The sequence below is a fragment of the Clostridium saudiense genome, from assembly GCF_000577815.1.
GTDB lineage: Bacteria > Bacillota > Clostridia > Clostridiales > Clostridiaceae > Clostridium > Clostridium saudiense.
In genome coordinates, this window is the sequence record NZ_CBYM010000001.1 from 89,115 (window position 1) to 113,533 (window position 24,419).

At 27.3% G+C, this 24,419-nt stretch carries 21 protein-coding genes; 17 read left to right on the forward strand and 4 right to left on the reverse strand.

Translation table 11 applies throughout. The features are described from left to right. The first annotated feature begins 1 nt into the window (after window position 1). From TY07_RS00510 to TY07_RS00520, 3 genes are read left to right on the forward strand one after another with little or no spacing between them, the layout of a single operon-like run. On the forward strand, window positions 2-886 hold the full coding sequence (locus TY07_RS00510) for a DUF58 domain-containing protein (protein ID WP_042393707.1): 885 nt from the start codon (window positions 2-4) through the stop codon (window positions 884-886). Between the two features lie 11 nt (window positions 887-897). Next, the gene (locus TY07_RS00515; protein ID WP_042393710.1) at window positions 898-2,688 is read left to right on the forward strand and encodes a vWA domain-containing protein; all 1,791 of its coding nucleotides are present in this window, start codon (window positions 898-900) and stop codon (window positions 2,686-2,688) included. A gap of 12 nt (window positions 2,689-2,700) precedes the next feature. Further along, window positions 2,701-5,496 carry a VWA domain-containing protein gene (locus TY07_RS00520; RefSeq protein ID WP_042393713.1) on the forward strand — a complete coding sequence of 932 codons (2,796 nt, stop codon included), beginning with the start codon at window positions 2,701-2,703 and terminating at the stop codon, window positions 5,494-5,496. A 79-nt stretch (window positions 5,497-5,575) separates the two neighbouring features. Here TY07_RS00520 and TY07_RS00525 read toward each other — a convergent pair whose 3' ends face one another. After that, complete coding sequence (locus TY07_RS00525) at window positions 5,576-5,803, reverse strand: hypothetical protein (RefSeq protein WP_042393715.1); 228 nt, start codon at window positions 5,801-5,803, stop codon at window positions 5,576-5,578. Between the two features lie 400 nt (window positions 5,804-6,203). Between TY07_RS00525 and TY07_RS00530 the strand changes: the two genes are divergently transcribed. The 6 genes from TY07_RS00530 (at window position 6,204) to TY07_RS18690 (ending at window position 11,733) form a co-directional block, all read left to right on the forward strand. After that, complete coding sequence (locus TY07_RS00530) at window positions 6,204-6,824, forward strand: hypothetical protein (protein WP_042393718.1); 621 nt, start codon at window positions 6,204-6,206, stop codon at window positions 6,822-6,824. A 105-nt stretch (window positions 6,825-6,929) separates the two neighbouring features. Then, window positions 6,930-8,087 (forward strand): flagellin lysine-N-methylase, encoded by a 1,158-nt coding sequence (gene fliB, locus TY07_RS00535; RefSeq protein WP_042393722.1) that lies wholly within the window; start codon window positions 6,930-6,932, stop codon window positions 8,085-8,087. Between the two features lie 422 nt (window positions 8,088-8,509). Further along, complete coding sequence (locus TY07_RS00540) at window positions 8,510-9,148, forward strand: nitroreductase family protein (protein WP_042393724.1); 639 nt, start codon at window positions 8,510-8,512, stop codon at window positions 9,146-9,148. A gap of 282 nt (window positions 9,149-9,430) precedes the next feature. Further along, window positions 9,431-10,996: an AbgT family transporter gene (locus TY07_RS00545; protein ID WP_042393727.1), complete on the forward strand. Its 1,566-nt coding sequence runs from the start codon at window positions 9,431-9,433 to the stop codon at window positions 10,994-10,996. 215 nt (window positions 10,997-11,211) lie between these two features. Next, window positions 11,212-11,547, forward strand: coding sequence for a GNAT family N-acetyltransferase (locus tag TY07_RS18490; RefSeq protein ID WP_242833211.1), 336 nt, complete (start codon window positions 11,212-11,214; stop codon window positions 11,545-11,547). Window positions 11,548-11,604: 57 nt separating this feature from the next. Next, window positions 11,605-11,733 (forward strand): hypothetical protein, encoded by a 129-nt coding sequence (locus tag TY07_RS18690; RefSeq protein WP_260457827.1) that lies wholly within the window; start codon window positions 11,605-11,607, stop codon window positions 11,731-11,733. A gap of 52 nt (window positions 11,734-11,785) precedes the next feature. Here TY07_RS18690 and TY07_RS00555 read toward each other — a convergent pair whose 3' ends face one another. After that, window positions 11,786-12,301 (reverse strand): ECF transporter S component, encoded by a 516-nt coding sequence (locus TY07_RS00555; protein ID WP_042393731.1) that lies wholly within the window; start codon window positions 12,299-12,301, stop codon window positions 11,786-11,788. A 179-nt stretch (window positions 12,302-12,480) separates the two neighbouring features. Here TY07_RS00555 and TY07_RS00560 point away from each other — a divergent pair, with 179 nt between their 5' ends. The 5 genes from TY07_RS00560 (at window position 12,481) to TY07_RS17910 (ending at window position 17,741) form a co-directional block, all read left to right on the forward strand. Continuing rightward, entirely contained in the window at window positions 12,481-12,660 is a 180-nt protein-coding gene (locus tag TY07_RS00560; protein WP_042393734.1) for a hypothetical protein, read from the forward strand. A 233-nt stretch (window positions 12,661-12,893) separates the two neighbouring features. After that, entirely contained in the window at window positions 12,894-13,868 is a 975-nt protein-coding gene (locus tag TY07_RS00565) for an SseB family protein (protein WP_042393738.1), read from the forward strand. A 187-nt stretch (window positions 13,869-14,055) separates the two neighbouring features. Then, window positions 14,056-15,783 carry an ABC transporter ATP-binding protein gene (locus TY07_RS00570; protein ID WP_042393741.1) on the forward strand — a complete coding sequence of 576 codons (1,728 nt, stop codon included), beginning with the start codon at window positions 14,056-14,058 and terminating at the stop codon, window positions 15,781-15,783. Next, window positions 15,783-17,561 (forward strand): ABC transporter ATP-binding protein, encoded by a 1,779-nt coding sequence (locus TY07_RS00575; protein ID WP_042393743.1) that lies wholly within the window; start codon window positions 15,783-15,785, stop codon window positions 17,559-17,561. The genes TY07_RS00570 and TY07_RS00575 overlap by 1 nt, the downstream gene beginning before the upstream one ends. 36 nt (window positions 17,562-17,597) lie before the next feature. Continuing rightward, window positions 17,598-17,741 (forward strand): hypothetical protein, encoded by a 144-nt coding sequence (locus TY07_RS17910; RefSeq protein WP_156327341.1) that lies wholly within the window; start codon window positions 17,598-17,600, stop codon window positions 17,739-17,741. Window positions 17,742-17,831: 90 nt separating this feature from the next. Here the strand turns inward: TY07_RS17910 and feoB are convergent, their stop codons facing one another. Further along, window positions 17,832-20,195 (reverse strand): ferrous iron transport protein B, encoded by a 2,364-nt coding sequence (gene feoB / locus TY07_RS00580; RefSeq protein WP_042393747.1) that lies wholly within the window; start codon window positions 20,193-20,195, stop codon window positions 17,832-17,834. 463 nt (window positions 20,196-20,658) lie between these two features. Here feoB and TY07_RS00585 point away from each other — a divergent pair, with 463 nt between their 5' ends. Beyond that, the gene (locus tag TY07_RS00585; protein WP_052330560.1) at window positions 20,659-22,521 is read left to right on the forward strand and encodes a 5'-nucleotidase C-terminal domain-containing protein; all 1,863 of its coding nucleotides are present in this window, start codon (window positions 20,659-20,661) and stop codon (window positions 22,519-22,521) included. A gap of 80 nt (window positions 22,522-22,601) precedes the next feature. Here TY07_RS00585 and TY07_RS00590 read toward each other — a convergent pair whose 3' ends face one another. Continuing rightward, window positions 22,602-23,102 (reverse strand): QueT transporter family protein, encoded by a 501-nt coding sequence (locus tag TY07_RS00590; protein ID WP_042393749.1) that lies wholly within the window; start codon window positions 23,100-23,102, stop codon window positions 22,602-22,604. A gap of 336 nt (window positions 23,103-23,438) precedes the next feature. On the opposite strand from TY07_RS00590, the gene TY07_RS00595 reads away from it, so the two are divergent. Next, on the forward strand, window positions 23,439-23,669 hold the full coding sequence (locus tag TY07_RS00595; protein WP_042393753.1) for a hypothetical protein: 231 nt from the start codon (window positions 23,439-23,441) through the stop codon (window positions 23,667-23,669). Between the two features lie 77 nt (window positions 23,670-23,746). Next, window positions 23,747-24,388 (forward strand): hypothetical protein, encoded by a 642-nt coding sequence (locus TY07_RS00600; RefSeq protein WP_052330561.1) that lies wholly within the window; start codon window positions 23,747-23,749, stop codon window positions 24,386-24,388. Window positions 24,389-24,419: the final 31 nt, after the last annotated feature.

Here is a 24,419-nt window from a genome sequence, read left to right on the forward strand (position 1 = left end):
AATGAGGGAAACGATATTTAATGAGGACTTCTTTAAAAAGCTAAATAAAATTAATATGTATATTAATTTTAAGCTTAGTGGAGGTACTCAAGGTGGAAGAAAATCAAAAGCAAAAGGGGTATCAGTTGAGTTTTCAGATTATAGAGAATATGCACCAGGTGATGATTTTAGAAGGATAGATTGGAATGCTTACGGAAGATTTGATAAATTCTTTGTAAAAGTATTTATGGAAGAAAGAGAAGGTTTATTTAACTTTTTTATTGATAAAAGTAAATCTATGGATTATGGAAAATATAACAAAAAAGAGACAGCTTTAAAAATAGTAGCGGCTTTAAGTTATATTGCATTGAATAATCTTGATAGAGTTAATATAAGCACCATGAATGATGGAGTAATAGAAAATTTAAAGACAAGCACTGGCAATAAAGGGTTTCAAAAAATATTGAGAGATCTTGAAAATATTAATTTTGATGGAAGTACAGATTTAAGCTCAAGCATTAAAAAAAGACATTTAAATTTGAGAGGAATATCTATTGTAGTATCAGACTTCTTAAATAATTCAGGATTAGAAGGTTTAGAAGAGGGATTAAAATATTTAGCTTATAAAAAACAAGAAATAATATTAGTACAAGTATTATGTGAAGAAGAAATTAATCCTGAATTTAATAATGAAATAACTTTAGTTGATAGCGAAACAGGTGAAAATATTAAGCTTAGTGTTACACCAGCATTAATAAAGGATTATAAAGAAACTTTAAAAAAATACAATGATAGTATTGAGGCATTAGTCAGAAAATACGGTGGAAAGCTTATAACTGTTAATTCGTCTATGAATATAGAGGAAATAATTTTAAATGAATTTAGTAAAAGAAAAGTATTGTATTAGGGGGAAGAAATATGGGCTTTACTAATTTATGGCCATTATTTTTACTTTTGACTATTCCTCCAGTAATAATGCTTTACATATTAAAGCGTAAATATAAAGAAGAAGTCATATCTTCATCTTTATTATGGAAGGAAGTTTATAAAAATACTAGGGCCAATACACCATGGGAAAAATTCAAGAAAAATATAATGCTATTATTACAAATTATAATAATTTTAAGTGTAATTTTAGCTCTTATGAGTCCTTTTATTAGTATAGGAGGGCAGAGCTATAAAAATGTAATAATAGTAATAGATAATACTGCAAGTATGAATGCAATATATGATGGAGATAAGAGTAGGCTAGAACAAGGGAAAGAGATTGCAAAGGAATATTTAAATAGTACTAAAGATGGAACAAATGCTTATATTATTTCTTATGATGGAACTTCAAATTTACTTTTAAATGGGGAATTTAATAAAGCTAATACCAATTCTGTTATTGATAAAATAAGTAAAAGCTATGGCAGTGGAGATATAAATGATGTAATATCCTTTGTTAATGCTATAGGTGATGGAATAGGAGAAGAATATGAAGCATTAATTTTTACTGATAAACAAGCCACAATTTCGGATATAAATGGAAGAATAGTTTATTTGGGGAATAGTGGATTAAATGCTTCTATAGATAATATTTCACATAAATTTGTAGATGATAAGATTAAAGTAATTGCTAATGTTACTAATAATGGAGATGGTTTATATGAAGGTGATTTTTCATTATATAATGGTGAGGAATTAGCTTTAGTAGAAGGGTTAACTCTACAAGTTGGTGAAAGTAAAACTTTATCTTTTGAATTGGATGCTTTAAATTCTGATTACTTAAAAGGGGAGTTATCAAGAAAAGATATATTAATGGAGGATAATGTTTATTATCATGTAGTTAGTGAAAATAAGGTAAAGAAAATATTATTAGTTACAGATGAAAATGTATTTTTAGAAAAGGCCTTTGGAGTTATTGAAAATACAGAAGTTTATAAAACTAATGATGCATCTAATATAATAGGAAATGATGAGTATGACCTTTATGTATTTGATAATAAGATGCCAGAGGCTATGCCAAGTAAGGGAAGCATATTGTTTATAAATCCTAGTTCTAATGAATTCTTTAATGTATTAAAGGGTGGAGAAATAGGTCAGGCTAAAGCTGTTAAGGGAGAAGTTTCTAATTATTTAGAAGATACACAATTTACATTATCAGAATATAACATAATAGAAACGCCGTATTATGGTACTAATATACTTACAGTAGATAATAATTCTATTGGATTTAAGGGTGAATTAAGTAATAGAAAAATAGCAGCATTATCTTTTGATTTACATTCAACTGATTTTACACTTAAAAAAGAATTTCCGATTCTTGTATATGAACTTGGGGAAGAATTAATTTCTACAGGAATGGTATATAGTAATAATTTTAAAGCTGGAGAAAAAATAGTAGTAAAATCTTCAGACTTTGAAAGTAAAATAAATATATCTTACCCTAATGGAGATATTAAAAGTTTAGAATCAGGCGAAGAATTAAAAGGAGAATTAGCTTTAGGTGTATATAAAATAAATCAAAATGATAATAAAGAAAGTTTTTCGGTAAACTTCCCAACTTCCAGTGAAAGTGATACTTCAATAGAAACAATTGGAGAAAATGATAATATAGTTGATGGCAAAAGTAACTTAAAAAGTGGGGTTAATTTAGCACCAATATTCATATTACTAGCTATGTTAATAGTTGCTTTTGAATGGATATTATACAAGAAAGGTAATTAGGAGGAGATAAAAATGAAATTAGATATAGGAAATTTATACTTTTTAATATTAATTCCAATACTTATCTTCTTTATTTACTATAGTGTGAAAAAGTTTAGAAGTAACAGTAAAGATGATACATTAATATTAATAAGTAGAATAATTATTTTTACTTTATTACTGCTATCATTTGCTAATATAACAGTAAGTATTAAGGGGAAAAACATTTCAACAGTATTTTTATTAGATGTTTCAGAAAGTATTAGTTCTTTTAAAAATAATGGTGAAAGTTTTATAAATAATGCATTAGAAATAATGCCTAAGGGAAATAAAGCTGGAGTAATATTATTTGGTGATAATGCAAAAGTAGATAAAATTATAGATAATAAATCTTCGTATAAAAGTTTAAATTCCAGTCCAGTTTCTACAGCAACCAATATCCAAAGTGCAGTAGAAACAGCAATAACATTATTTGAAGATGGTGCATCTAAGAGAATAGTTCTTATAACTGATGGAGAAGAAAATAAAGGAGATATACTAAAATCTATTCCATTAATTAATGCTGAAAACATAGATTTAAAAGTATATAAAGTTAGTGGGCAAAGTGGTGATGAGGTTTATGTAGATAGTGTAACTATCCCAGACAATATATCTATTGGGGAAGAATTTTCTGTACAAATAGATTTAGAGTCTAATTATTCAACCTCAGCAAAACTTACTCTTTTTAGTGGGAGAGAAAAAGTTGGAGAACAAGTTGTAGAAGTAAAAAAAGGAAGTAATTCTTTTATTTTTAGGGATGTTCAAAATAGTGGGGGATTTAAGAGTTATAGAGTTACAGTTGAAGCAGATGGTGATACTAATAAGATAAATAATGAATATAGTGCTTATACAAATGTAATTGATAAACCTAATGTTTTAATAATAAATGGTGTAAGGGGGGATTCGCAAGCACTAGAAGAAATATTAAATAATGGTGGGGCTAATATTAAAACTATTTCTCCAAGCTCATCACCAAGTACATTAAATGAACTTTTAGAATATAAAGTAATAGTACTAAATAATGTTTATAAAGATGATTTAACTAATGGTTTTATGGATAATATTGAAAGCTATGTTAAGGATTATGGCGGTGGAGTTGTTACTTTTGGTGGTGAGGATTCCTATGCTCTTGGAGGATATAAAGATACAGCATTAGAAACTATACTTCCTGTAAATATGGATAAGAAAGGTAAAAATGAGGTCCCTTCTATAAGTATTAATTTAATTATAGATAAGTCTGGGAGTATGAGCGCTGAAGGTGGAGGAGTTAGTAAATTAACACTTGCAAAAGAAGCTGCAATGAAGGCTATAGATAATTTAAGGGAAATAGATGATATATCAGTAATTGCTTTTGATGATACTTTTGATGTTGTAGTTCCTACTCAAAAAGTTACTGATAAGGATTATATAAAGGAGCTCATATCAGGAATACAAATAAGAGGTGGAACATCAATATATCCGGCACTTGAAAAAGGATATAATATTCAAAGTGAAAGTGATGCAAAAATAAAGCACACAATCTTATTAACTGATGGACAAGATTCAATTCCTTATTCAACTTATGAGGAACTTATACAAAAATTTAATAATGAAAATATAACATTATCAACGGTTGCAGTTGGAAGTGATTCTAATTCAAGTCTTTTAAGTGATTTAGCAACAGCAGGAAATGGTAGAAGTTATTATACTGACATTTATACAGATATTCCAAGAATATTTGCTCAAGAAGTATTAATGTCTGTAGGAACTTATATAATAAACGAAGAATTCACACCAAGTGTAGTAAGTAATCATGAAGTATTAGCAGGAGTGCAGACATCAGAAGGGCTTCCATCATTACTTGGGTATATAGGGACATCTTTAAAGGACGATGCAATTGAAATATTAAGCTCTAATAGAGATGAACCAATACTTGCAGTAAGGCAATATGGAATTGGGAAAACAGCAAGCTTTACAAGTGATATTGATGGAAGTTGGAGTAAAAATTATTTAACTTGGGAGTATGGTGCTCAATTAATTAAAAATATAGTTTATTATGCAATACCATCATATGGTGAAGAGGGTAATTTATTTATATCCCAAGATGGGAATGAAGCTAAGGTTGAATATTATAATGATAATGTTGATTCTGATACTAAAGTAACTGGTGTTTATAATGGGGATGATGGTACTCAAGGTGAGTTTACTTTAATTCAAACTGAACCAGGAAAATTTGAAGCAAATGTTCCATTAAGTGATTTAGGATTTTATAATTTCAACATTAGGCAGCAAGAGGGAGAAAATATAACTAGTAATTATAAAGGAGCTTTTGCTCTTAAGTATTCTGATGAATATAAGTTTAATACTAATTCAGTTAAACTAGATTCTCTTGTAAGTGAAACTAATGGATCTTTTATAAATAAGCCTGAAGAGGTTTTTGAAGGAAAGCTTAAAAAGGAGTATAAGAAAATTAATTTAACTAATCCACTTCTTATATTAGGGTTAATATTATTCTTATTAGATATAGTTTATAGAAGATTGAATTTAGATTTTTCTAAGTATATTAAAATTGGTAATAAGAATAAGAAAAAGGAAGTTAATAAAAAGAGTTTGATTAAGGAAGAATTAGCAGTAGAAAAAGATAAAAATGATATAAAGACTCCAGATATATCTAATGATAATATAAAGGATAAAGTTAACAAGAAAGAGAAGAAACCTAAGGTAAAAAAGAAGAGTGAAGAAAAATCTAAGCCTAAAGCTATTAATACTAGTGAGTTACTTAAAAAGAAAAAAGATAGAAATGGTATATAGCAAATAAAAAAACTGTTGCAAAGTTATAAGTTGCAACAGTTTTTATTTAAATTACAAAATTCTTCCATGGTTATATTTATTAGCTAACCTTTTTATGGTTTGCTCTTGCAGCTTCTTCTCTATGCTTTCTAACATACCAATCTTCACATATATTATCAAACTCTTCCTCAGTTAAATCACTTTTAGACATCATAGAAGTATAAGGTGCATATTTGTTGGTAGTAGTATAGAATTTATCAACTAAGATATGATCCTTCTTATATTCAAATTTGTAGTCTTGATGTTTGTCATAATTATAAATTGTCATAAAATCACTCTCTTTCATTTATTTTAATTTTAAATTATTGTTGACAATATTAAATAAGACTTATTTAAAATATTAGACAATCATTATTTTGTGTACATTTCTTATTTCTTTGTACAAATATATTATATGTTTAAAGTCAATAAAGATCAAAAAAGTATCAGTGATAATGAAGGAGAAACAGTGAGAAAATCAAAATATTAAATGTATAATATTTGAATAAAAAATTTTTTTCATCAATTTTTAAGCAAAATAATCTTATTTAGGAAAAATTAATTAGTAAATAAAATATTTAAATAGTTGTAATAGATTAAATTATTAAATTAAGGCACTTGCAATAATATAGGTGTCTTTTGTTATTTAAAATCATAGGATAATATGAAGCAATTATGGAGGATAGTTAATGAAAAAAAAAAGAAAAAATAAATACAAATGCAGTTGCGATAGATTTGAAGATTTTACGGTTCCTCCGTGTGCAAAGTTTTTAGGAAGTGTTAGTCCATTAGTTAAAGATGGAAAGATAGTCTATAGAAATTATAATAGACTTTATTTATTTTTAAGTTACAATTATTCGAGATTTAAGACAGAACAATATAATCCTTTAAATCCATTAACTTTTAATACTAAAACCAATGGGAATTTACAAATCGATTTATATTGTTTTATTATAGGTTTATATATTAATGAAGTTGAAAAAGGTAATATAAAATTTGATAGAAATGTAAAAATTCATGATAATAAATATGCTGATCAATTTATAAAAAAAGTTATGGGTAATAATTATGATTTAGATAGTTCATTTATACCATCACTAACATATGTAATTTCTAATTCAAGTGCAGTAATTCCATTTTATACTGGAGTTATTGATATAAGTATTACTAATTTTTATATTATCCTTATGCTCAGCAGGTTTAATACTGATTACGGATTATTATTTTCTGATAATGCTTATATTACTAATGATTTTATTAATAGAACACTTGCTAATATTTATGTTGAGTTTAATACATGTAATAATTAATAATAATTGAAAAAGGTTAATTAGGTTGATACTATAATTAATAAATATTAAAATAAATCTTGAATAAATCAAGAAGTAATATATACACATGATGTGAGGTAGAAAATGAAAATAAGAGTACCAGAATATTTTAAAGATTTTAAATGTATATCTTCAGAATGTGAAGATACATGTTGTGCCGGATGGGGAATAGTAATTGATGATGAAACTTATAAAAAGTATCAAAAGGTTGAAGGACCTTTTGGTGAGAGACTAAGAAATGAAATAGTACATGATGCTGGAGAAAATATATTTGTATTAAGGGGAAATAATTGTCCGTTTTTAGATGAAAAAAAATTATGTGATATTTATAAGAATGTTGGAGAAGATGCTCTTTGTTATACTTGTAAACAGTATCCAAGGTATACAGAGGAATTTGGAAGTTTACGTGAAGTTGGAATTTCGTTATCATGTCCTGAAGCTGCAAGAATAATTTTAAGAAATTCAAAGAAAGCTACTTTTGAGTTAGATGAAAATGATGAAGAAGTAAATAGTTATAATGATATTAATGCAAAACTTTATTTAGAACTTATACAATGTAGAAAAATAATATTAGATATTATTCAAGATAGAGAGATTGATTTAAATGTAAGAGCTTCAATAGTATTATATTTCACTAAAGAAATTCAAGATAAAATAGATGAAAATGATATTTCAGATATAAGATTTATTAGGGAAAAATATCTTGATAGAAATTTTGTAAAAGATGTTATCACTACATTGGAGAAATATAATAATAAAGAAAATTATAAATATCATAATATGAAGGAATATTTTAATGTGTTTAAGAGATTAAAGCATATAACTCCTAATGATCCTTTAGGCTTAGATGATGCTATAAGATATTTTTGGCAAAGTGAAGATGATAAAGAGGTGTATTTATCTAAGCATAAGGCATTTAATAAGTATTATAAAGAAAAGATATATAAGTTTGAACATATATTAGTCTACTTTATATTTAGATACTTTATGAAAGCAGTATTTGATTATGATGTATCTGCAAAGATAAAAACAGCAATAGTTAGTTACTTGATGATTAAGGAGTTATGTATTGTAAGATTTACTGAAGAAGGTCAGCTTAATGATGCGGATATAGTTGATATTAGCCATATGTATTCAAAGGATATTGAGCATTTAGAAGAAAATATTGAAAGTTTAGCAGAAATATTTGAAACTAATGATGTTTTTTCTGTTGAAGAAATGTTAATTACATTAATGAATTAAATTGATCACAATAAATTTAAAAAATAATAATATATAAGTATATTAAGTAAAAGAAGGTGCAAAAGACAAGAATTATTCTTTTAGCACCTTTTGTATATTATAAAAAATTGTGGAAGAGTAATGAACTATAATGTGAGAAAGGAAGATAATATTGTTAAATTTTAAGTGTTTAAGTGATATATTAAAAATGAAAAAAGAAGATAAAAAATTATAAGGTAAGACAATAGGGTATAAAGCAATGATTCCTGAAGTCTGCCTTTTTTATTTTATAATTAGAATATTAGATTTATTATATAGATGATTTTTTAATTATGAATTTAAAGTTTTATAGAGGATAATATTAAAATTTTCAAAAAGGTATTGTCATATGAAAAATAATGAAATAAGATGAAAAATAAGTAAATAAAAAAAGGAGATAACATATGAAAAATTTAGATTTTATTTATAATAGAAAAAGTATTAGAAAATTCAAAGATATAGAAGTACAAGAAGAAGATATTATTAAAATGTTAGATGCTGCTATACATGCGCCTTCTCCAAAAAATCAGCAAACATGGCATTTTGTTGTAATTCAAAATAATGAATTAATTAATAAAATAGCAGATATAGTAACTAAAAATCATATAAATTTAGCAGAAATGGCTAAAGAAGAAAAACAAAGAAAACTTATGATGAATTTACTTTCTTATTATACTTGCTTTAGGAATGCGCCAGTATTAGTTGTTGTTTATTCAAAAGAATATTATATGGTAGAAGAGACAATACTTAGAGATAATAATGCTAGTCAAGATATTATTAATGAACTAAAATTCCCTAATTCCGCAGCACAAGGTATAGGAGCAGCTATAGAAAATTTCTTATTAGCAGCGACAGAACTAGGATATGGAACATGTTACATGACAGGACCAACTCATTCTAAAATAGAAATTGAAGAGCTTATTAACTTTGAAAAAGAAGGATATAATTTAATGTCAATGATAGCACTTGGAGTTGCTGAAGATGATGTTCCAAATTCACCACCACGTAAAAAAATAGAAGAAGTAGTTACATTTATAAAGTAATAGTTTTATGTTAATGAAATAAAAAATCTGGACAAAAGATGTTCAGATTTTTTTATTGGCAAATATTATAAAAATATTTTAAAAGTGAAGATGCGAGGAAATTTTGTAAATTCAAGAAAAATTACGGAAACACAATAAATTATTATTAAAATTAAAATATATAATTATTTTTATAAAAAAATTGCAATAAATAATCGAAAAAGGTTGATAAATTGATAATGGTATAGTAAAATAATACTAAATTAACTATAGATTTGTAGTGAAAAACGTGGGGGGGATAAAATGGAACAAAGAACAGAAGAAAAAGTAATTGATTTGCAAGAAAAGAGAAAAGTATCTTTAATTGAAAAGATTGGGAAGAAAATACCAGATCCAGTTATAATATTTGCAATATTTTATGTTGTTGTTTTAGCGGCAACTTTCTTCTTAGGAGGAAAAACATTTGATGTTATGAATGGTGATGGAACTTATACAACTCATACTATTTTAAATATGTTTGATGCAGAAAATGTTCAATGGATATTTTCAAATGCATTACTTACTAACTGGTTAGCATATGGTGGAGGGGTACTAGGTACAATTCTAGTTGTTATGCTAGGTGTTGGTTTAGCAGAAGAGTCAGGACTTTTATCTACATTAATAAAAAAGGTTGGATTAAAAGTTTCAGATAAAATGCTTCCAATAGTTTTAGTATTTTTAGGAATCATGAGTAGTATAGCTACTGATGCAGGTTATGTAATTTTAATACCTCTAGCAGGTCTTTTATATGCAGGGTTAAAGAAAAATCCACTTATTGGTATGGCTGCGGCTTTTGCAGGGGTTTCAGCAGGATTCAGTGCTAACTTAATTCCAGCTACACCAATAGATATAATAATTGGTAATAATGCGAAGATATTTGCAGAAGGACAAGGAATTCCTTTTACTAATGCTGCTGGACAAGCTTTAAATCCAGCTACTATGCACTATTACTTCGTAGTTGCATCTACATTTATGTTAGCAGCTATAGGTGCTTTTGTAACTATAAAGATAATTAAGCCAAGACTTGAAAAAGAAAGTTATATAATTCCAGAGGATATGAACTTAGATGACTTTACAGTTAAGCCTGTTGAAAATAAAGCTCTTAAGTTTGCTGGTTTAGGATTTTTAATTGCAGCTGTATGTGTAATAGGATTATATTTTGGTCCTTTAAAGACTTTTATAGATTCAGATGGTTCGAAAGTAACACCATTTATGGATAATATTATATTAATAATAACATTCTTATTCTTTATGCCAGGGGTATTCTATGGTATAAAAGTTGGAAAGTTTAAAACAGCTAATGATGTAGTTAAAGGTATGTCTAAACAAATGGGATCTATGGGATCAGTTCTTGTTTTAACATTCTTCTCATATAACTTCTTAGCATTATTATCTAAGAGTGGACTTGGAACTTATATTACTTACTTAGGTGGTAATTTATTAAAAGCTATGAATTTATCAGAGTATCCAATTCTTTTAATAATAGGATTTATACTTATTACAGCGGTAATAAACTTATTTGTTGGAGGATTAACTTCAAAATGGATGTTACTTGGTCCAATATTCTTACCAATGTTATATAAAGTAAATTCAAATATGACACCAGAAGTTGTAGCTGCAGCTTATAGAGTTGCTGACTCATCAACTAATATAATAACTCCATTAATGTCTTATGCAGGTATAATATTAGTATTTATGAGAAAGTATAAGCCAGAATATACAATTGGTGATATGATAAGATTAATGATGCCTTACTCAGTAAGCTTCTTAATTGGATGGACAATACTTTTACTAGGATTCTTTGCATTTGGAATTCCATTTGGATTCTAGTATTTAAATAATAAGAATAAAACTCCTTTTACAGTGATTTAATGTAAAAGGAGTTTTGTTTTACATTAGTATTTTTATTAAAAAATATAATATAAAAGAAATAGTATGTACTAGAATTCATATAATAGGATTTTTTAGTTTGTTGAATGTAAAATTTTATATTGATATACTAAAAATAAAGAGGTATAAAGTTAAAAGGGGTAGGAGTTAATAAAATGAGAATAGAAACAGATTATCTTATTATTCGTAATTTTGAATTAAAAGATGAGAAAGATTTAAGAGAATATATGCTACAACGAATAGATGCAGAATTTGAAGGATATCCGGATTTTAAAAAAGAGAAATCAAAAGAAGAAATAAAATTTAGAGCCGAAAGTGATGAATTTTTTGCTATTGAGCTAAAAGAGACTCATAAGGTTATTGGAAATATATATTTAGGGAAAAGGGAATTTAATAACAGAGAATTAGGATATGTATTAAATGAAAATTATCAAAATAAAGGATATGGTACTCAAGCTAGTAAGGCAATAGTTGAATATGCATTTGAATAAGGAGTACACAGAGTTTATGCAGAATGTGCGCCACAGAACATAGCTTCTTGGAAGGTTATGGAGAAGATTGGATTAAAAAGAGAAGCTTATTTTAGAAAAAATGTTTATTTTCATTTAGATTTAGAAGGAAATCCAATATATTGGGATACGTATGTATATGCAGCATTAAACCCTAATGATAAGTAGTAAAACAGGTAGCCTGTTAATTCATATTAGATATGAGCTAACAGGCTTATATTTATACTTTTTTTAATTTTTTAAATACATTAGATTTTTCAAGTGCTGTAGCTAAAATTAGGGCAATAACTATACCAACAATTGACTGAATAATATTACTAGGGATTGATGCGATTGCAGCAGGAAATCCATATAGTATAGTTTCAAATAAAGCATAACCTAATACCTGAAATGCACATCCAAGAATACAGCCTATAATCCAAGCGAATTTATTTTTATTAATTAAATTGTGTGCAATTGTGCAAATGATTATAACCATGATAGCTTTAATAAAAAATGTAGGAATTATATATTGCATGTATCCACTCAATAAATCACATAATGCTGCGCCTAAACCAGCTGCTAATGCCCCTTCTTTCTTTCCTAAAATAAAGGCAGATAGGATAACCATGGAATCACCAATATGAGTATATCCATTTAATGATGGAATTTTAATTAAGTATGTTGCTACAAAGACTAATGCAGCCATTATAGCTATTTTTGTAATATCTTTAGTATTAACACTTTTATTTGACATAAAAAAACCTCCACAATAATTTCCATATTAATAAGATACACTAAATAAAATAAACATTCTAATGTATGGGTACAATTATAGATAGTAATATAATAATGTATTTATATTAAGTTTAAGTTATAGTACATGTAAAATGTGATATAATAGTGAAAAAATAAATGCTTAAAGGAGAACATATTATGGATAAAAATAAAAATGTTAGATTAGGGTTAATTGAATTGTGGAAAAATAAGGCTAGAACTTTAGGATATACTCAAAAAGAAGTTGATGAAAGAAATAACCAAAATTTCTTTTCAAAAGAAGAGTATGATATATTAACTGAATTTTATAGAGAATATGAAAAAGGGAATGTAAAGTAAGAAAATATATATTAAATATTTAAGGAAAACTAAGATTTAAACATAATTATTGACTAATTTTAGTTTTCCTTGTAAAATTATAACATGTTTATGGTAATATATTCTATGTAATTGTTTTAATATTGAGAAAAACACCGAAGATATAAAAGTATAAGTTAATTGGAAATGGGATTAAAAAAGAAAGAAGCAGATAAGTTATAGTAATTTTAATTCTAAGGGAATGAGGGGAAAGAATGGACAATAAAAGAAAAGATGAATTAGGAAGTTTATTTGTATTTAATAATAAATATAGTAATAAGGAGTTTGAAAAGGTTACCATACAAGAGTTTGTATTTTTGATTTATACAATAAGGGCTTTTAAAGAAAAGGAAATTTTAAAAAACTATGATTATGATACTAAAATTATAACATTTACTAAAGTTTTAATTAATAAGATTAAATTAACAAAAAAATTATATATTGCTTATGATAAAAATACTAAATATCCATATTTAGATTTTCAAGGGAGAGCATGGATATTTTCAGAAAAAGAGTTTGCTGATAAAGCAGAAGAATATTTTAATAAAGAAGAAACATTCTTACAGATGAAGGAGTTAATAAACTTAAATGTAATGAATGAATTTGGTAAATTGCATTATTTGGGTATTGAGAAAGTTATAATTGATAATGGACAATATAACATAGAAATAAATAGGAATGATATATTACCACCACCTGATTATAGTAATATACCAGCAAGAAAAATTCCAGTTATGAATCCAAAGCTTCAATTTGCTATGATATATTTTTTCCAATATGCTTATTCAGGGAAAAATTATAAGAATAAGGCAGAAGTAATTCGTGGGTTAGAAGCAAATATGCTTGAAGAGGTTTTAAGAGCTAAATTTTTATTACCAATAAAATTAGAAAGTGATAATATTGGGATTGATAGCAATGGAGCAAATGTTGTTGAAAAAGGAAGTAAAGTTAATTTTACAGTTATTAAAGATAAAGACAGCTTAAGATGGCTTCCAGCATTTACTGATTGGTATGAATTTAATAAGGCTTTTGATAAAAGTAAACTAAAGAGTAGTATTTGTTCTTTTGAAGATATTTTAACTATTTCTAAAAATCTAGAAGGTATAGTAATTAATTGTAATGGGTTAGCTCTGAAGATTGATGAAAACAATAGAAAAGTAATTATGGAATTTATGGAAAATAAAAAATAAATATTTAAGAAGAATATTAAACTGATTGTGTAAAAGTTTAGAATTTTATACAATCAGTTTTTATTATTTTTAGAGTATATATTTTAGATTAAAAATAATTTATTGACATAAAATAAGATTATATGTAGAATTAAAAACTTTATTATGGTAAAATAAGCAAATTAAAAAGTACCAAAGGAGGAGAAAAATGAAATTAATATTAAGGTATTTAAAAAAATATAAAGGGCTTGTCTTACTGAATTTGGTAGGTGTATTTGGATTTGCATTAGTAGAATTGGGTATACCAACAATAATGGCAGATGTAATAGATAAAGGTATAGCCTATAATGATATAAACTATGTAAAGAAAATGGGATTTGTTATTGTTGTAATATCAATATTAGGTGCTATGGGTAGTATTTTGTTAGGATATACTTCAGCAAATATTTCTACAAAGGTAGTCAGAGATATAAGAAATGATATATTTAAGAAAGCACAGGAATTTTCACATACTGAATATGATAAGTTTGGCATTTCTTCTATGATAACAAGGACTACAAATGATGCATTTCAAGTTATGCAATTTACCAATACAATCCTAAGGATGGCCATGATATGTCCAGTAATGTTTATTTTAAGTTTATTTATGATATTAAAAACAAATGTAAGATTATCATTAATATTAGTAGTAACATTACCACTTATAGTATTAGGTGTATTTTTAATTGCAAAAACATCTCATCCATGGTCACAAAGTCAGCAAAAAAACTTGGATACTTTAAATAGGATTTCAAGAGAAAATTTAACAGGAATAAGAGTTATAAGAGCTTTTGGAAATGATGATTATGAAAGCAAAAGATTTAGTAATGCAAATAATAAATATGCAAGTATTTCAAAAAAATTATTTAAATTGATGTCAGTTGCGCAACCATCATTTTTTTTATTACTGAATTTAGCAATAATAGTATTATTTTGGGTTGCTAGTAAAATGATTAATATTGGTATACTACAAGTTGGACAATTAGTAGCATTTATAGAATATTTATTTCATGCAATGTTTTCGTTAATGCTATTTTCAAATGTATTTGTAATGTATCCTAAGGCTCAAGTTTCAGCAGAAAGAATTGAAGAAGTATTAACTTCCGAAACAATAATAAAAGATCCTGTGCAAGGAGTAACAGAAACAAATAATGAAGGTACATTAGTATTTAATGATGTAACATTTACTTATCCAGATGGAGAGGAGCCTGTAATAAAAAATGTTTCATTTAAAGCTAAGAAGGGGGAAACAATAGCTTTTATAGGAAGTACCGGAAGTGGTAAATCAACTCTTATAAATCTTATACCAAGATTTTATGATGTTACGGGAGGTAGCATAAAAATAGATGGAATAGACGTAAGAGATTTTAAAATTAAATCATTACGTCAGAAAATGGGATTTATAAGGCAAAAAACATTACTATTTACAGGAAGTATTAAAAGTAACATAAAATTTGGTAAACAGGAAGCAAGTCATGATGAAGTAGTAGAAAGTGCTAAAACAGCACAAGCATACGATTTTATCAGCAAAAAAGAATTAAAGTTTGATGAACCAATAGGTGAAGGTGGTTCAAATGTTTCTGGAGGTCAGAAACAAAGGTTATCTATTGCAAGAGCATTAGTTAGAAAGCCTGAAATATATATTTTTGACGATAGTTTTTCAGCCTTAGACTTTAAAACAGATGCAATTTTAAGGGCAGAACTAAAAAAAGAAACAGCTGACACAATAGTATTAATAGTAGCTCAAAGAATAGGTTCAATAATGGAAGCTGATAAAATTATTGTATTAGATGAAGGTAAAGTAGTTGGATGTGGAAAACATAAAGAACTTTTAAAGAGTTGTTCAGTATATAAAGAAATAGCATTATCACAACTTACAGAGGAGGAATTAGCATAATGGTAAAGATTAAGGATTCAATAAATAAAATTACTCCTTTTGTGAAACCTTATAAAATAGGATTTTTAACAGCAATATTACTTATAATCATAGCAGCAGTATTTACAGCGCTTGCACCAAAAACTGAAGGTTTAGTAATAACTCAGCTTACCAATGATTCCTTTGAATTAATCAAGGGAGTACCAGGAGCAAGTGTAAATTTTAAATATATTACAAAAGTTTTAATATTATTATTAGGTGTATATTTAGGAAATGTATTAGCAACATTTGCAGCAAGTTTCTTATTAACTAATGCTATTCAAAATAGTATGAGAGATTTGAGAGGAGCAGTTCAAGATAAAATAAGAAAATTACCAGTGAGCTATTTTGATAAAAATAGTTATGGGGATGTTTTAAGTAGGATTACTAATGATATAGATACTATTTCAAATGCACTTCAACAAAGTTTAAGTCAAGTTGTAAATTCTATACTGTCAGTAGTTTTAGCATTAGTAATGATGTATTCAATAAATATCAAGCTGGCATTAATAGCAACGATTATAATCCCACTAAGTTTTATAGTATCAAAGGTGGTAGTAAGTAAATCTCAAGGATATTTTAAGAAGCAACAAGATGCATTAGGTAAATTAAATGGAACAGTACAAGAAATGTATACTGGATTTAATGAAATTAAATTATATGGGAAAGAAGAGGATGCAATAGAAGAGTTTATCACTATAAATGGTGAACTTCAAGTTGCTGGATTTAAAGCTCAATTTATCTCAAGTACTATGGGGCCACTAGTATCTTTAATTTGTTACCTTGGGATAGCTGCTATTGGTATACTTGGAGCTGTTATTTCGATTGCTGGAGGAATTACTGTTGGTAATCTTCAAGCATTTATAAGGTATATATGGCAAATAAATCAACCTTTATCTCAAGTAACTCAACTATCATCAGCAATTCAATCAGCATTTGCTGCTGTTGATAGAGTATTTGAATTTTTACAGGAGGAAGAAGAAATACAAGATAAAAGCACTTCAATTAAATTAGATAATCCAAGAGGGGATGTTTCTTTTGAACATGTAAGGTTTGGATATAGTGACGATAAAATTTTAATACATGATTTAAATGCGGAAATTAAAGCAGGCCAGATGGTAGCAATAGTAGGACCTACTGGAGCAGGTAAAACTACATTGATTAATTTATTAATGAGATTTTATGAACTTAATGGTGGAGCTATTAAAATTGATGGAGTAGATACTAGAGATATGAAACGTGAAGATTTACGTAGTATGTTTGGTATGGTACTTCAAGATACTTGGTTATTTAATGGAACAATAGAAGATAATATAAAGTATGGTAGGTTTAATGCTACCAAGGATGATGTTATACTTGCAGCTAAAATAGCTAATGTACATCACTTTATAAAAACTTTACCGGATGGATATGATATGTTTTTAAATGAAGAGGCATCAAACATATCACAAGGAGAAAAACAGTTATTGACTATAGCAAGGGCAATAATATCTGATCCAGCTATTTTAATTTTAGATGAAGCAACAAGTTCTGTTGATACTAGAGTTGAGCTTATGTTACAAAAAGCTATGCAAAATATTATGAAAGGTAGAACAAGCTTTGTGATAGCTCATAGATTATCTATAATTAAGAGTGCTGATTTAATACTAGTAATTAAGGATGGAAATATAATAGAGCAAGGAAATCATGAAGAATTAATGGAAAAAGGTGGGTTCTATAAAGAATTATATAATAGTCAATTTTCCGAAGAGGCAGAATAAGTAACAAATAATAAATTTATATTGGAGGTGTTATTCATGAAAGATAAAGAACAAGATAAAGAAGAGTTTTATAAGAAAATACAACAAGAACAAATGTTAATAGATATAGATGAATTTGCTCATAAAATGCTTGAGGGAGAAGAGGAGAATATTCCAGGAAGTAATAAAGGATTAGATTAAAAATATAGTAAAGTGCACCTATAAATGAACTGCCCTTTAAAATAAATATAGGGCAGTTCATAAAATTAATTAAAGTATTTGATTTCACTTTTATACAAATCCTAATAATAGACCAATCATATGAATTAAAAAAGAAATAATCCAAGCTATTGCACATTGTATTACTACAATTCCAAGGGCAGCCTTTCTTGAGCCCAGTTCTCTTTTAATACATGCTATTGCAGCAACACAAGGTGTATATAATAATGTAAATATTAAAAATACAAATGCAGTAAAAGGTGTAAATAATGTTGATAAAGCTGATGTATTCCCGCCTAATAAAACTGTTAATGTGCTAACTACACTTTCTTTTGCTGTAAAGCCTGTAATCAATGCTGTGGAAATCCTCCAGTCTCCAAAGCCTAAAGGAATAAATAAAGGAGTTATTAATCCACCAATACTAGCTAACATGCTTCTACCAGAATCTGCTACGACATTAAGTCTAGTATCAAAAGTTTGTAAAAACCATATTATAATAGTTGCTACAAAAATAATTGTAAATGCTTTTGTAATAAAGTCTTTAGCTTTAGTCCAAATTAGTTGCCAAACACTTTTAGGACTAGGAAATCTATAGTTTGGTAGTTCCATTACAAAAGGTATTGGCTCACCTTTAAAGGCACTATTTTTAAGAAGTAGGGCAAATAAAATACCAACTATAATTCCGGAAAAATACAAAATAACCATAACTAACACGCGATATTTATTAAAAAAAGCATAAGTGAACAAAGCATAAATTGGAAGTTTAGCTGAACAACTCATAAAAGGAATTAATAAAATTGTCATTTTGCGATCACGCTCAGATGAAAGTGTCCTTGTTGCCATTATAGCAGGGACAGAACATCCAAAGCCAAGAAGTAAGGGAACAAAACTTCTACCTGAAAGTCCTATTTTTCTTAAAAGTTTATCCATTATAAAAGCAATTCTTGCCATATATCCACTATCTTCTAAAATTGATAAAAAGAAAAACAATACAACTATTATAGGTAAAAAGCTAAGAACGCTTCCAACACCACCAAAAATACCATCAATTACAAGTGATTTTACTGTTGGATTAAGTCCATAAGAGGTTAATGCAGTGTCACAAATATTTGTAAACCAGTTTATTCCATAAGTTAGTAAATCTGAAAATGTAGCACCTATTACATTAAAAGTAAGCCAAAATACAATTGCAATAATAGCAATAAAGGAAGGAAGTGCTGTATACTTTCCAGTAAGTATGTTATCTATTTTTATACTTCGTTTATGAGATTTACTTTCTCGGGCCTTTATAACAGTATTATCGCATACTCTGTTAATAAAGCTAAAGCGCATATCTGCCAGAGCAGCTTGTCTATCCTTTCCAGTTTCATTTTCCATTTCAATTATAATATGATTTAGCATTTGTTTTTCATTAGTATCTAGTTTTAAAGCTTCTAAAATAATGTGATCTCCTTCAACTAGTTTTGTAGCTGCAAATCTTTCTGGGATATGTGCATTTTTAGAGTGATCATCGGTTAAATGTATTATTGCATGAATGCATCTATGGATTGCGGCTTGTTCATCAGAAATTTTTTCATCACAAAAATCTAACCGTCCAGGACACTCATTGTATCTGGCTACGTGAATAGCATGTTCTATTAGTTCATCAATACCCATATTTTTTGAAGCTGATATTGGGACAACTGGAATTCCAAGAGTTTCTTCCAATAAATTAACTTTAATTGTACCACCATTTTCTTGAACTTCATCCATCATATTTAAGGCAAGAACCATAGGAATATCCATTTCAATTAGTTGCATAGTTAAATAAAGGTTACGTTCAATATTAGTAGCATCCACAATATTTATTATTCCCCTAGGACGATTATTAATAAGAAAATCTCTAGTTACAATTTCTTCATCAGTATAAGGAGAAAGAGAGTATATTCCAGGGAGATCTGTTACTGTAGCTTCAGGATGATTTTTAATAATTCCATCTTTTCTATCAACTGTTACACCAGGGAAATTACCAACGTGTTGATTACTTCCTGTTAACTGATTAAAAAGAGTAGTTTTACCAGAGTTTTGATTTCCTATTAAACCAAAGGTAATAGGTTCACTTTCACGTAATTCATTTCCTTTTTTACGGACATGATAAATGCCCATTTCACCAACTTGCGGATGTGGAATATCGTTAATTCTTTCTTTTAAATCTTCAGTATACTTTGTATCTTGAATGTCTTTAATTTCAATTTTTGCAGCATCCTGTAGTCTTAAGGTTAATTCATAGCCACGTAAGCGTAATTCTATTGGGTCTCCCATAGGTGCTGTTTTTATAAGAGAAACTTTAGTTTCAGGAGTAAGTCCCATATCCAGAAAGTGATTTCTTAATGCTCCTTTGCCTCCAACTTTTACAATAGTAGCAGTTTTTCCAACTTCTAATTCATCTAATGTCATTTTAATCACCTACCTTTAATTACTTAACTAATATAATAATTATTCAAAAAAATAATTTATTTGATTAAAATAAAAATTTTATTAGAAAAAGTTGAATTAAATTTGTTTAAATATACAAAAAAGAAATAGTTTAATATTTATTTTCAATAAAATTTATTACAAATATAAGTATAAACAATAAAATGAATGGAAATATCAGCAATAAAGAAATCTAGTATTTCAGATTAAGTATTATATATAAAATTATAAGATGTAAGAAATAATAAAAGTATATCATTGGAAATAAATAAAGAAGAAAAGATAATATTATAAATATATTATAAAAATATTTAGTGTAGCATAAAGGGAAAAAATAATATATACGAATATTACAGAAAATGTTGAAAAAATATTCGTATAATGTAAAATGCTAATTGAACAAAGGGATAAAATGTAATTATCTTTACAAATGGAGGGGAAAAACTTGTTAAAAAACAATAATAAATTAATTGCATTAATTACAGCACTTACAATAAGTGTAGGAATGGTAATGCCGTCTAGAATAGCAAAGGCAGATGAAATTACTAATGAAACTATTGAATTAGTAGATGAAGTTTCAAATAGTGATGAATCAAAAATGGATAGTGGAAATAAAGTAATTGATATTTTAAGCTTTAATGATTTTCATGGAAATGTTTTAGAATCAGGAAAGAATATAGGTGCGGCGAAATTAACAGGCGTAATCAAAGAGTATCAAACTAAAGATGAAGCAAGCGATACATATGGTGTTGTAACTGTATCAGGGGGAGATTTATATCAAGGTACAGCAATATCAAACATATTAGAAGGTAAGCCAGTAAATGAAATGATTAAAGAAATTGGAATGGTAGCTTCAGCTATTGGCAATCATGAATATGATTGGGGTTCAAATAAAATAAAAAATTGGGCTGATGAAGCAGGATTTGATTTTGTTGCTGCAAATTTAATAGATGAGACTACAGGTACAATACCAGACTATGCAGTTCCATATATTATAACAGATGTAGAAGGAGTTAATGTTGCATTTATAGGTATTGCGACTCCAGAAACATTAACAAGTACAAAAGCAGAAAATGTAATAGGATTGAAGTTCTTAGATATAATTGAGACTTTAGATAAATATTCTCAAATAGTTAGAGCTGAAGGTGCAGATATAGTAATTGCATTAACTCATTCACCAGCAACTGAAGATAGCAATGGAGTAATAACAGGAGAAGCAGCTGAAATTGCAGCAAATGCAAATGATATTGATGCAGTTATTGCAGCTCATAATCATAAATTTGTAGATGGATTTGTAACAAATATCAATAACGGTAAAGAAATTCCTGTTGTGCAAGCTGGTTATAATGGTAGAGGACTATCAGTGCTTACTTTTACTGTTGATGATAATAATGAAATAATAAGTATAGATGCAAATACAAGACAATTCTATGTTGAAAGTACAGTTAATGACTTCCCTATTGATAAAAATGTTGATGAAGCAATATCTAAATTTAATGATGAATTAGCACCAACTTTAGCAACTGAAATAGTTGATTTAGAATTTGATTTAGATCATGATAGATATGCTGGTGTTACACCACTTGGTATTACAGTTGCAGAAGCCATGAGACAAGCCGGAGGAACACAAGTAGCAATTGCAAATGGTGGAGGTATTAGAGCGCCATTGTCTAAAGGAATGTTAACACTAGGAGATATGTATACAATATTACCTTTTGATAATAATGTAGTTACTATGAAAGTAACAGGAGCTAAGCTAAAAGAATTAATTCAGCATGGAATTAATCCAGATGGCTTTGGATGGGGGCAGTATTCAGGTTTAACAGTTTGGTATGATTCAAAAACAGATGAAATAACTTCAATGAGATTATCAGATGGAACAAAAGTTGAAGATGATGAATATTACACACTAACAAGTATTGATTTCCTGATGACTGGTGGAGATAGCTATAATTTTGATGGACACATTGATCCAGTAATAATTGGAGAAATGAGGGATGTAATCATAAATGAATGGCAAACAAAGGGAATAGAAAAGTTAAATTATAATTTATTAATTGACGGAGAAGATACTACTGATATTGTTGCAGATGAAGAAGTAGAAGTTAAGCCAGAGATTACTCCAGAGCAAGTTCCTTCAGAAACTCCAGATTCAAATGAAAATGTAGAAAGTGATAAAGGAACAGGAAGTGTTGAAAAGTTACCACAAACAGGTACACCATTATCTTCAGCACAAGTTGTATTTATATCATTAGCTATAATTGCTGTTGGATTTGTTATTTTTAATAAAAAAGAAGAGATTGCATAAAAATTAAAGGTCCTATCATTTGATAGGACCTTTAATTTATAAATAAAAAAGGACAATCCTTTAAAAGGTTGTCCTGAAAATTACTTTAACATCATTACATTTTTAAATCTTGAACCTGCAACAAGGAATAAAGGTACACCTATTATAGTTATTACTACTAATTCTCCTAAAGCAACTTCTCCAATAGATAGAAGTAGTGGTAATCCATATAGTTTGTTTAGCATCCATCCAATGATGAGACCATTAAATAAGGTCGGCCAAATAGAAGCAACTAATAATTTTACTTTGTAATTTTTGATTACTTTACCTGTAAAATAGATAGCATATACACTTATAAATGTGGCTAATGTGCCGAATATAACATCCATTGGTCCATTAGGGCCTAAAATATTAGCAATTAAGCAACCAAGTGTAAGTCCTCCTATGTATAATGGATCAAAAACAGCAAGTAACACTAAGATTTCAGAAATTCTGAATTGAATATTTCCATATGAAAATGGTGCAATTGCAATAGTTACTACTGCATAGATTGCTGCAATTATTGCAGTTCTAGTAAGTCTTTTAGTCATATCATTTTTCATTTTTGAAAAACCTCCTAATAAAAAATATTAGGAACCTAAGGCTATAATAGATAGTATTTAGAAGTAAATAATAAGTTAAAACATCGAAGCTAATTAATTCAAAATATTATCTATTTAAATTTAATAATAAATTTTTACCTAGTTTTGTTTAAAGACAGGAGGTTCCCGAACTGTCTATATTTCAGAAATAAATTATACTTAATATTATATGATAAATCAAGAAGAATTATATTTTATTACTTCAATTTAAGAAAATAATATATAAAAAGTTAATATTTTAAAAAAAATAGTATTATAATTTATTAATCATATTTTTATATAAGGAGGAAAGTGGGTATGGAGTTTTTAGAAAATAAAAATAGGAAAGATTTTGAAAGGCATAAAAATAAAATTCAAGAAAATATAGATATGGGGAAAAATATGGGGGTAAATAAAATTAGTGCTATATTGGCAATAGCAGATGAATCTCAAGAAATTCAAACAAAATTAATAAATTGGCTATTATCTGAAGGATATAGGATTTCATTAAAGGAAGAAGATTGTACAATATTAACTATCGAATGGTAAAAAAATAATAAAAAAATAATTATTCATGAATATCATTATGAAAGCTGTCAATAATTACAGAAAAAGGAGTGATATTTATGAGTAATGAAATGCATGGTAAAGATAAAGAAGAAGTAAAATTTGAAAATAAGCATTTTAATAAAAAAATTTCAATTTTAGCAGGTATTATAGTTTTTGCTGTAGTTGTTAGTTTTTTTGGAGCATATATTATAAGTGATAGATTAATAAATCCAAAGTATTCACAAGAAAAAGAAGATGATGAAAAAACAGTTTATAATAATTCTAAAATTTTAAGTGATGATATGATGGTTGTGTTAATGAATGAAGGTGTTGTGGAAAAAGAACAAAGCATTTTAGAGTTTAAAAAAGAAAATTCTATAGTAAGTGATATTAATCAACAATTTGTTGTTAATTTTTATGAAGCTAATGGATATAACCTAGAATCTTTAGAAGATGATAAAGTAGTTTTTGTAAAGGAAGGAACAACAAGTGTTTTACAACCTAACAAATACTATCTTGGAGAAAAAGATGGATATTTTGCTATATATAAAACAGATGATTCAGGAAATTTAACAATTGAAGAAAGTGAAGATGTATATACGAATAATAGACCAATAAGTTTCTTACATGGTGATGACTTAGAGGCAATAAAAAATTTTAAGTATTCTTATGATACAAAGGAAGAAGCTATAGAAAAATTGTCTGCTTTTATTTCTTAAAAGTAAATACGTTAAATAAATACATATAAGG

Bases quoted from the DNA above. Each gene is read 5' to 3' on its own strand.
- TY07_RS00545 (WP_042393727.1), top strand. From the start codon at position 9,431: ATGGAACAAAGAACAGAAGAAAAAGTAATTGATTTGCAAGAAAAGAGA.
- TY07_RS00525 (WP_042393715.1), bottom strand. From the start codon at position 5,803: ATGACAATTTATAATTATGACAAACATCAAGACTACAAATTTGAATAT.
- TY07_RS18690 (WP_260457827.1), top strand. From the start codon at position 11,605: ATGGAGAAGATTGGATTAAAAAGAGAAGCTTATTTTAGAAAAAATGTT.
- TY07_RS17910 (WP_156327341.1), top strand. From the start codon at position 17,598: ATGAAAGATAAAGAACAAGATAAAGAAGAGTTTTATAAGAAAATACAA.
- fliB (WP_042393722.1), top strand. From the start codon at position 6,930: ATGAAAATAAGAGTACCAGAATATTTTAAAGATTTTAAATGTATATCT.
- feoB (WP_042393747.1), bottom strand. From the start codon at position 20,195: ATGACATTAGATGAATTAGAAGTTGGAAAAACTGCTACTATTGTAAAA.
- TY07_RS18490 (WP_242833211.1), top strand. From the start codon at position 11,212: ATGAGAATAGAAACAGATTATCTTATTATTCGTAATTTTGAATTAAAA.
- TY07_RS00515 (WP_042393710.1), top strand. From the start codon at position 898: ATGGGCTTTACTAATTTATGGCCATTATTTTTACTTTTGACTATTCCT.
- TY07_RS00600 (WP_052330561.1), top strand. From the start codon at position 23,747: ATGAGTAATGAAATGCATGGTAAAGATAAAGAAGAAGTAAAATTTGAA.
- TY07_RS00590 (WP_042393749.1), bottom strand. From the start codon at position 23,102: ATGAAAAATGATATGACTAAAAGACTTACTAGAACTGCAATAATTGCA.
- TY07_RS00540 (WP_042393724.1), top strand. From the start codon at position 8,510: ATGAAAAATTTAGATTTTATTTATAATAGAAAAAGTATTAGAAAATTC.
- TY07_RS00530 (WP_042393718.1), top strand. From the start codon at position 6,204: ATGAAAAAAAAAAGAAAAAATAAATACAAATGCAGTTGCGATAGATTT.
- TY07_RS00565 (WP_042393738.1), top strand. From the start codon at position 12,894: ATGGACAATAAAAGAAAAGATGAATTAGGAAGTTTATTTGTATTTAAT.
- TY07_RS00560 (WP_042393734.1), top strand. From the start codon at position 12,481: ATGGATAAAAATAAAAATGTTAGATTAGGGTTAATTGAATTGTGGAAA.
- TY07_RS00520 (WP_042393713.1), top strand. From the start codon at position 2,701: ATGAAATTAGATATAGGAAATTTATACTTTTTAATATTAATTCCAATA.
- TY07_RS00510 (WP_042393707.1), top strand. From the start codon at position 2: ATGAGGGAAACGATATTTAATGAGGACTTCTTTAAAAAGCTAAATAAA.
- TY07_RS00570 (WP_042393741.1), top strand. From the start codon at position 14,056: ATGAAATTAATATTAAGGTATTTAAAAAAATATAAAGGGCTTGTCTTA.
- TY07_RS00595 (WP_042393753.1), top strand. From the start codon at position 23,439: ATGGAGTTTTTAGAAAATAAAAATAGGAAAGATTTTGAAAGGCATAAA.
- TY07_RS00555 (WP_042393731.1), bottom strand. From the start codon at position 12,301: ATGTCAAATAAAAGTGTTAATACTAAAGATATTACAAAAATAGCTATA.
- TY07_RS00575 (WP_042393743.1), top strand. From the start codon at position 15,783: ATGGTAAAGATTAAGGATTCAATAAATAAAATTACTCCTTTTGTGAAA.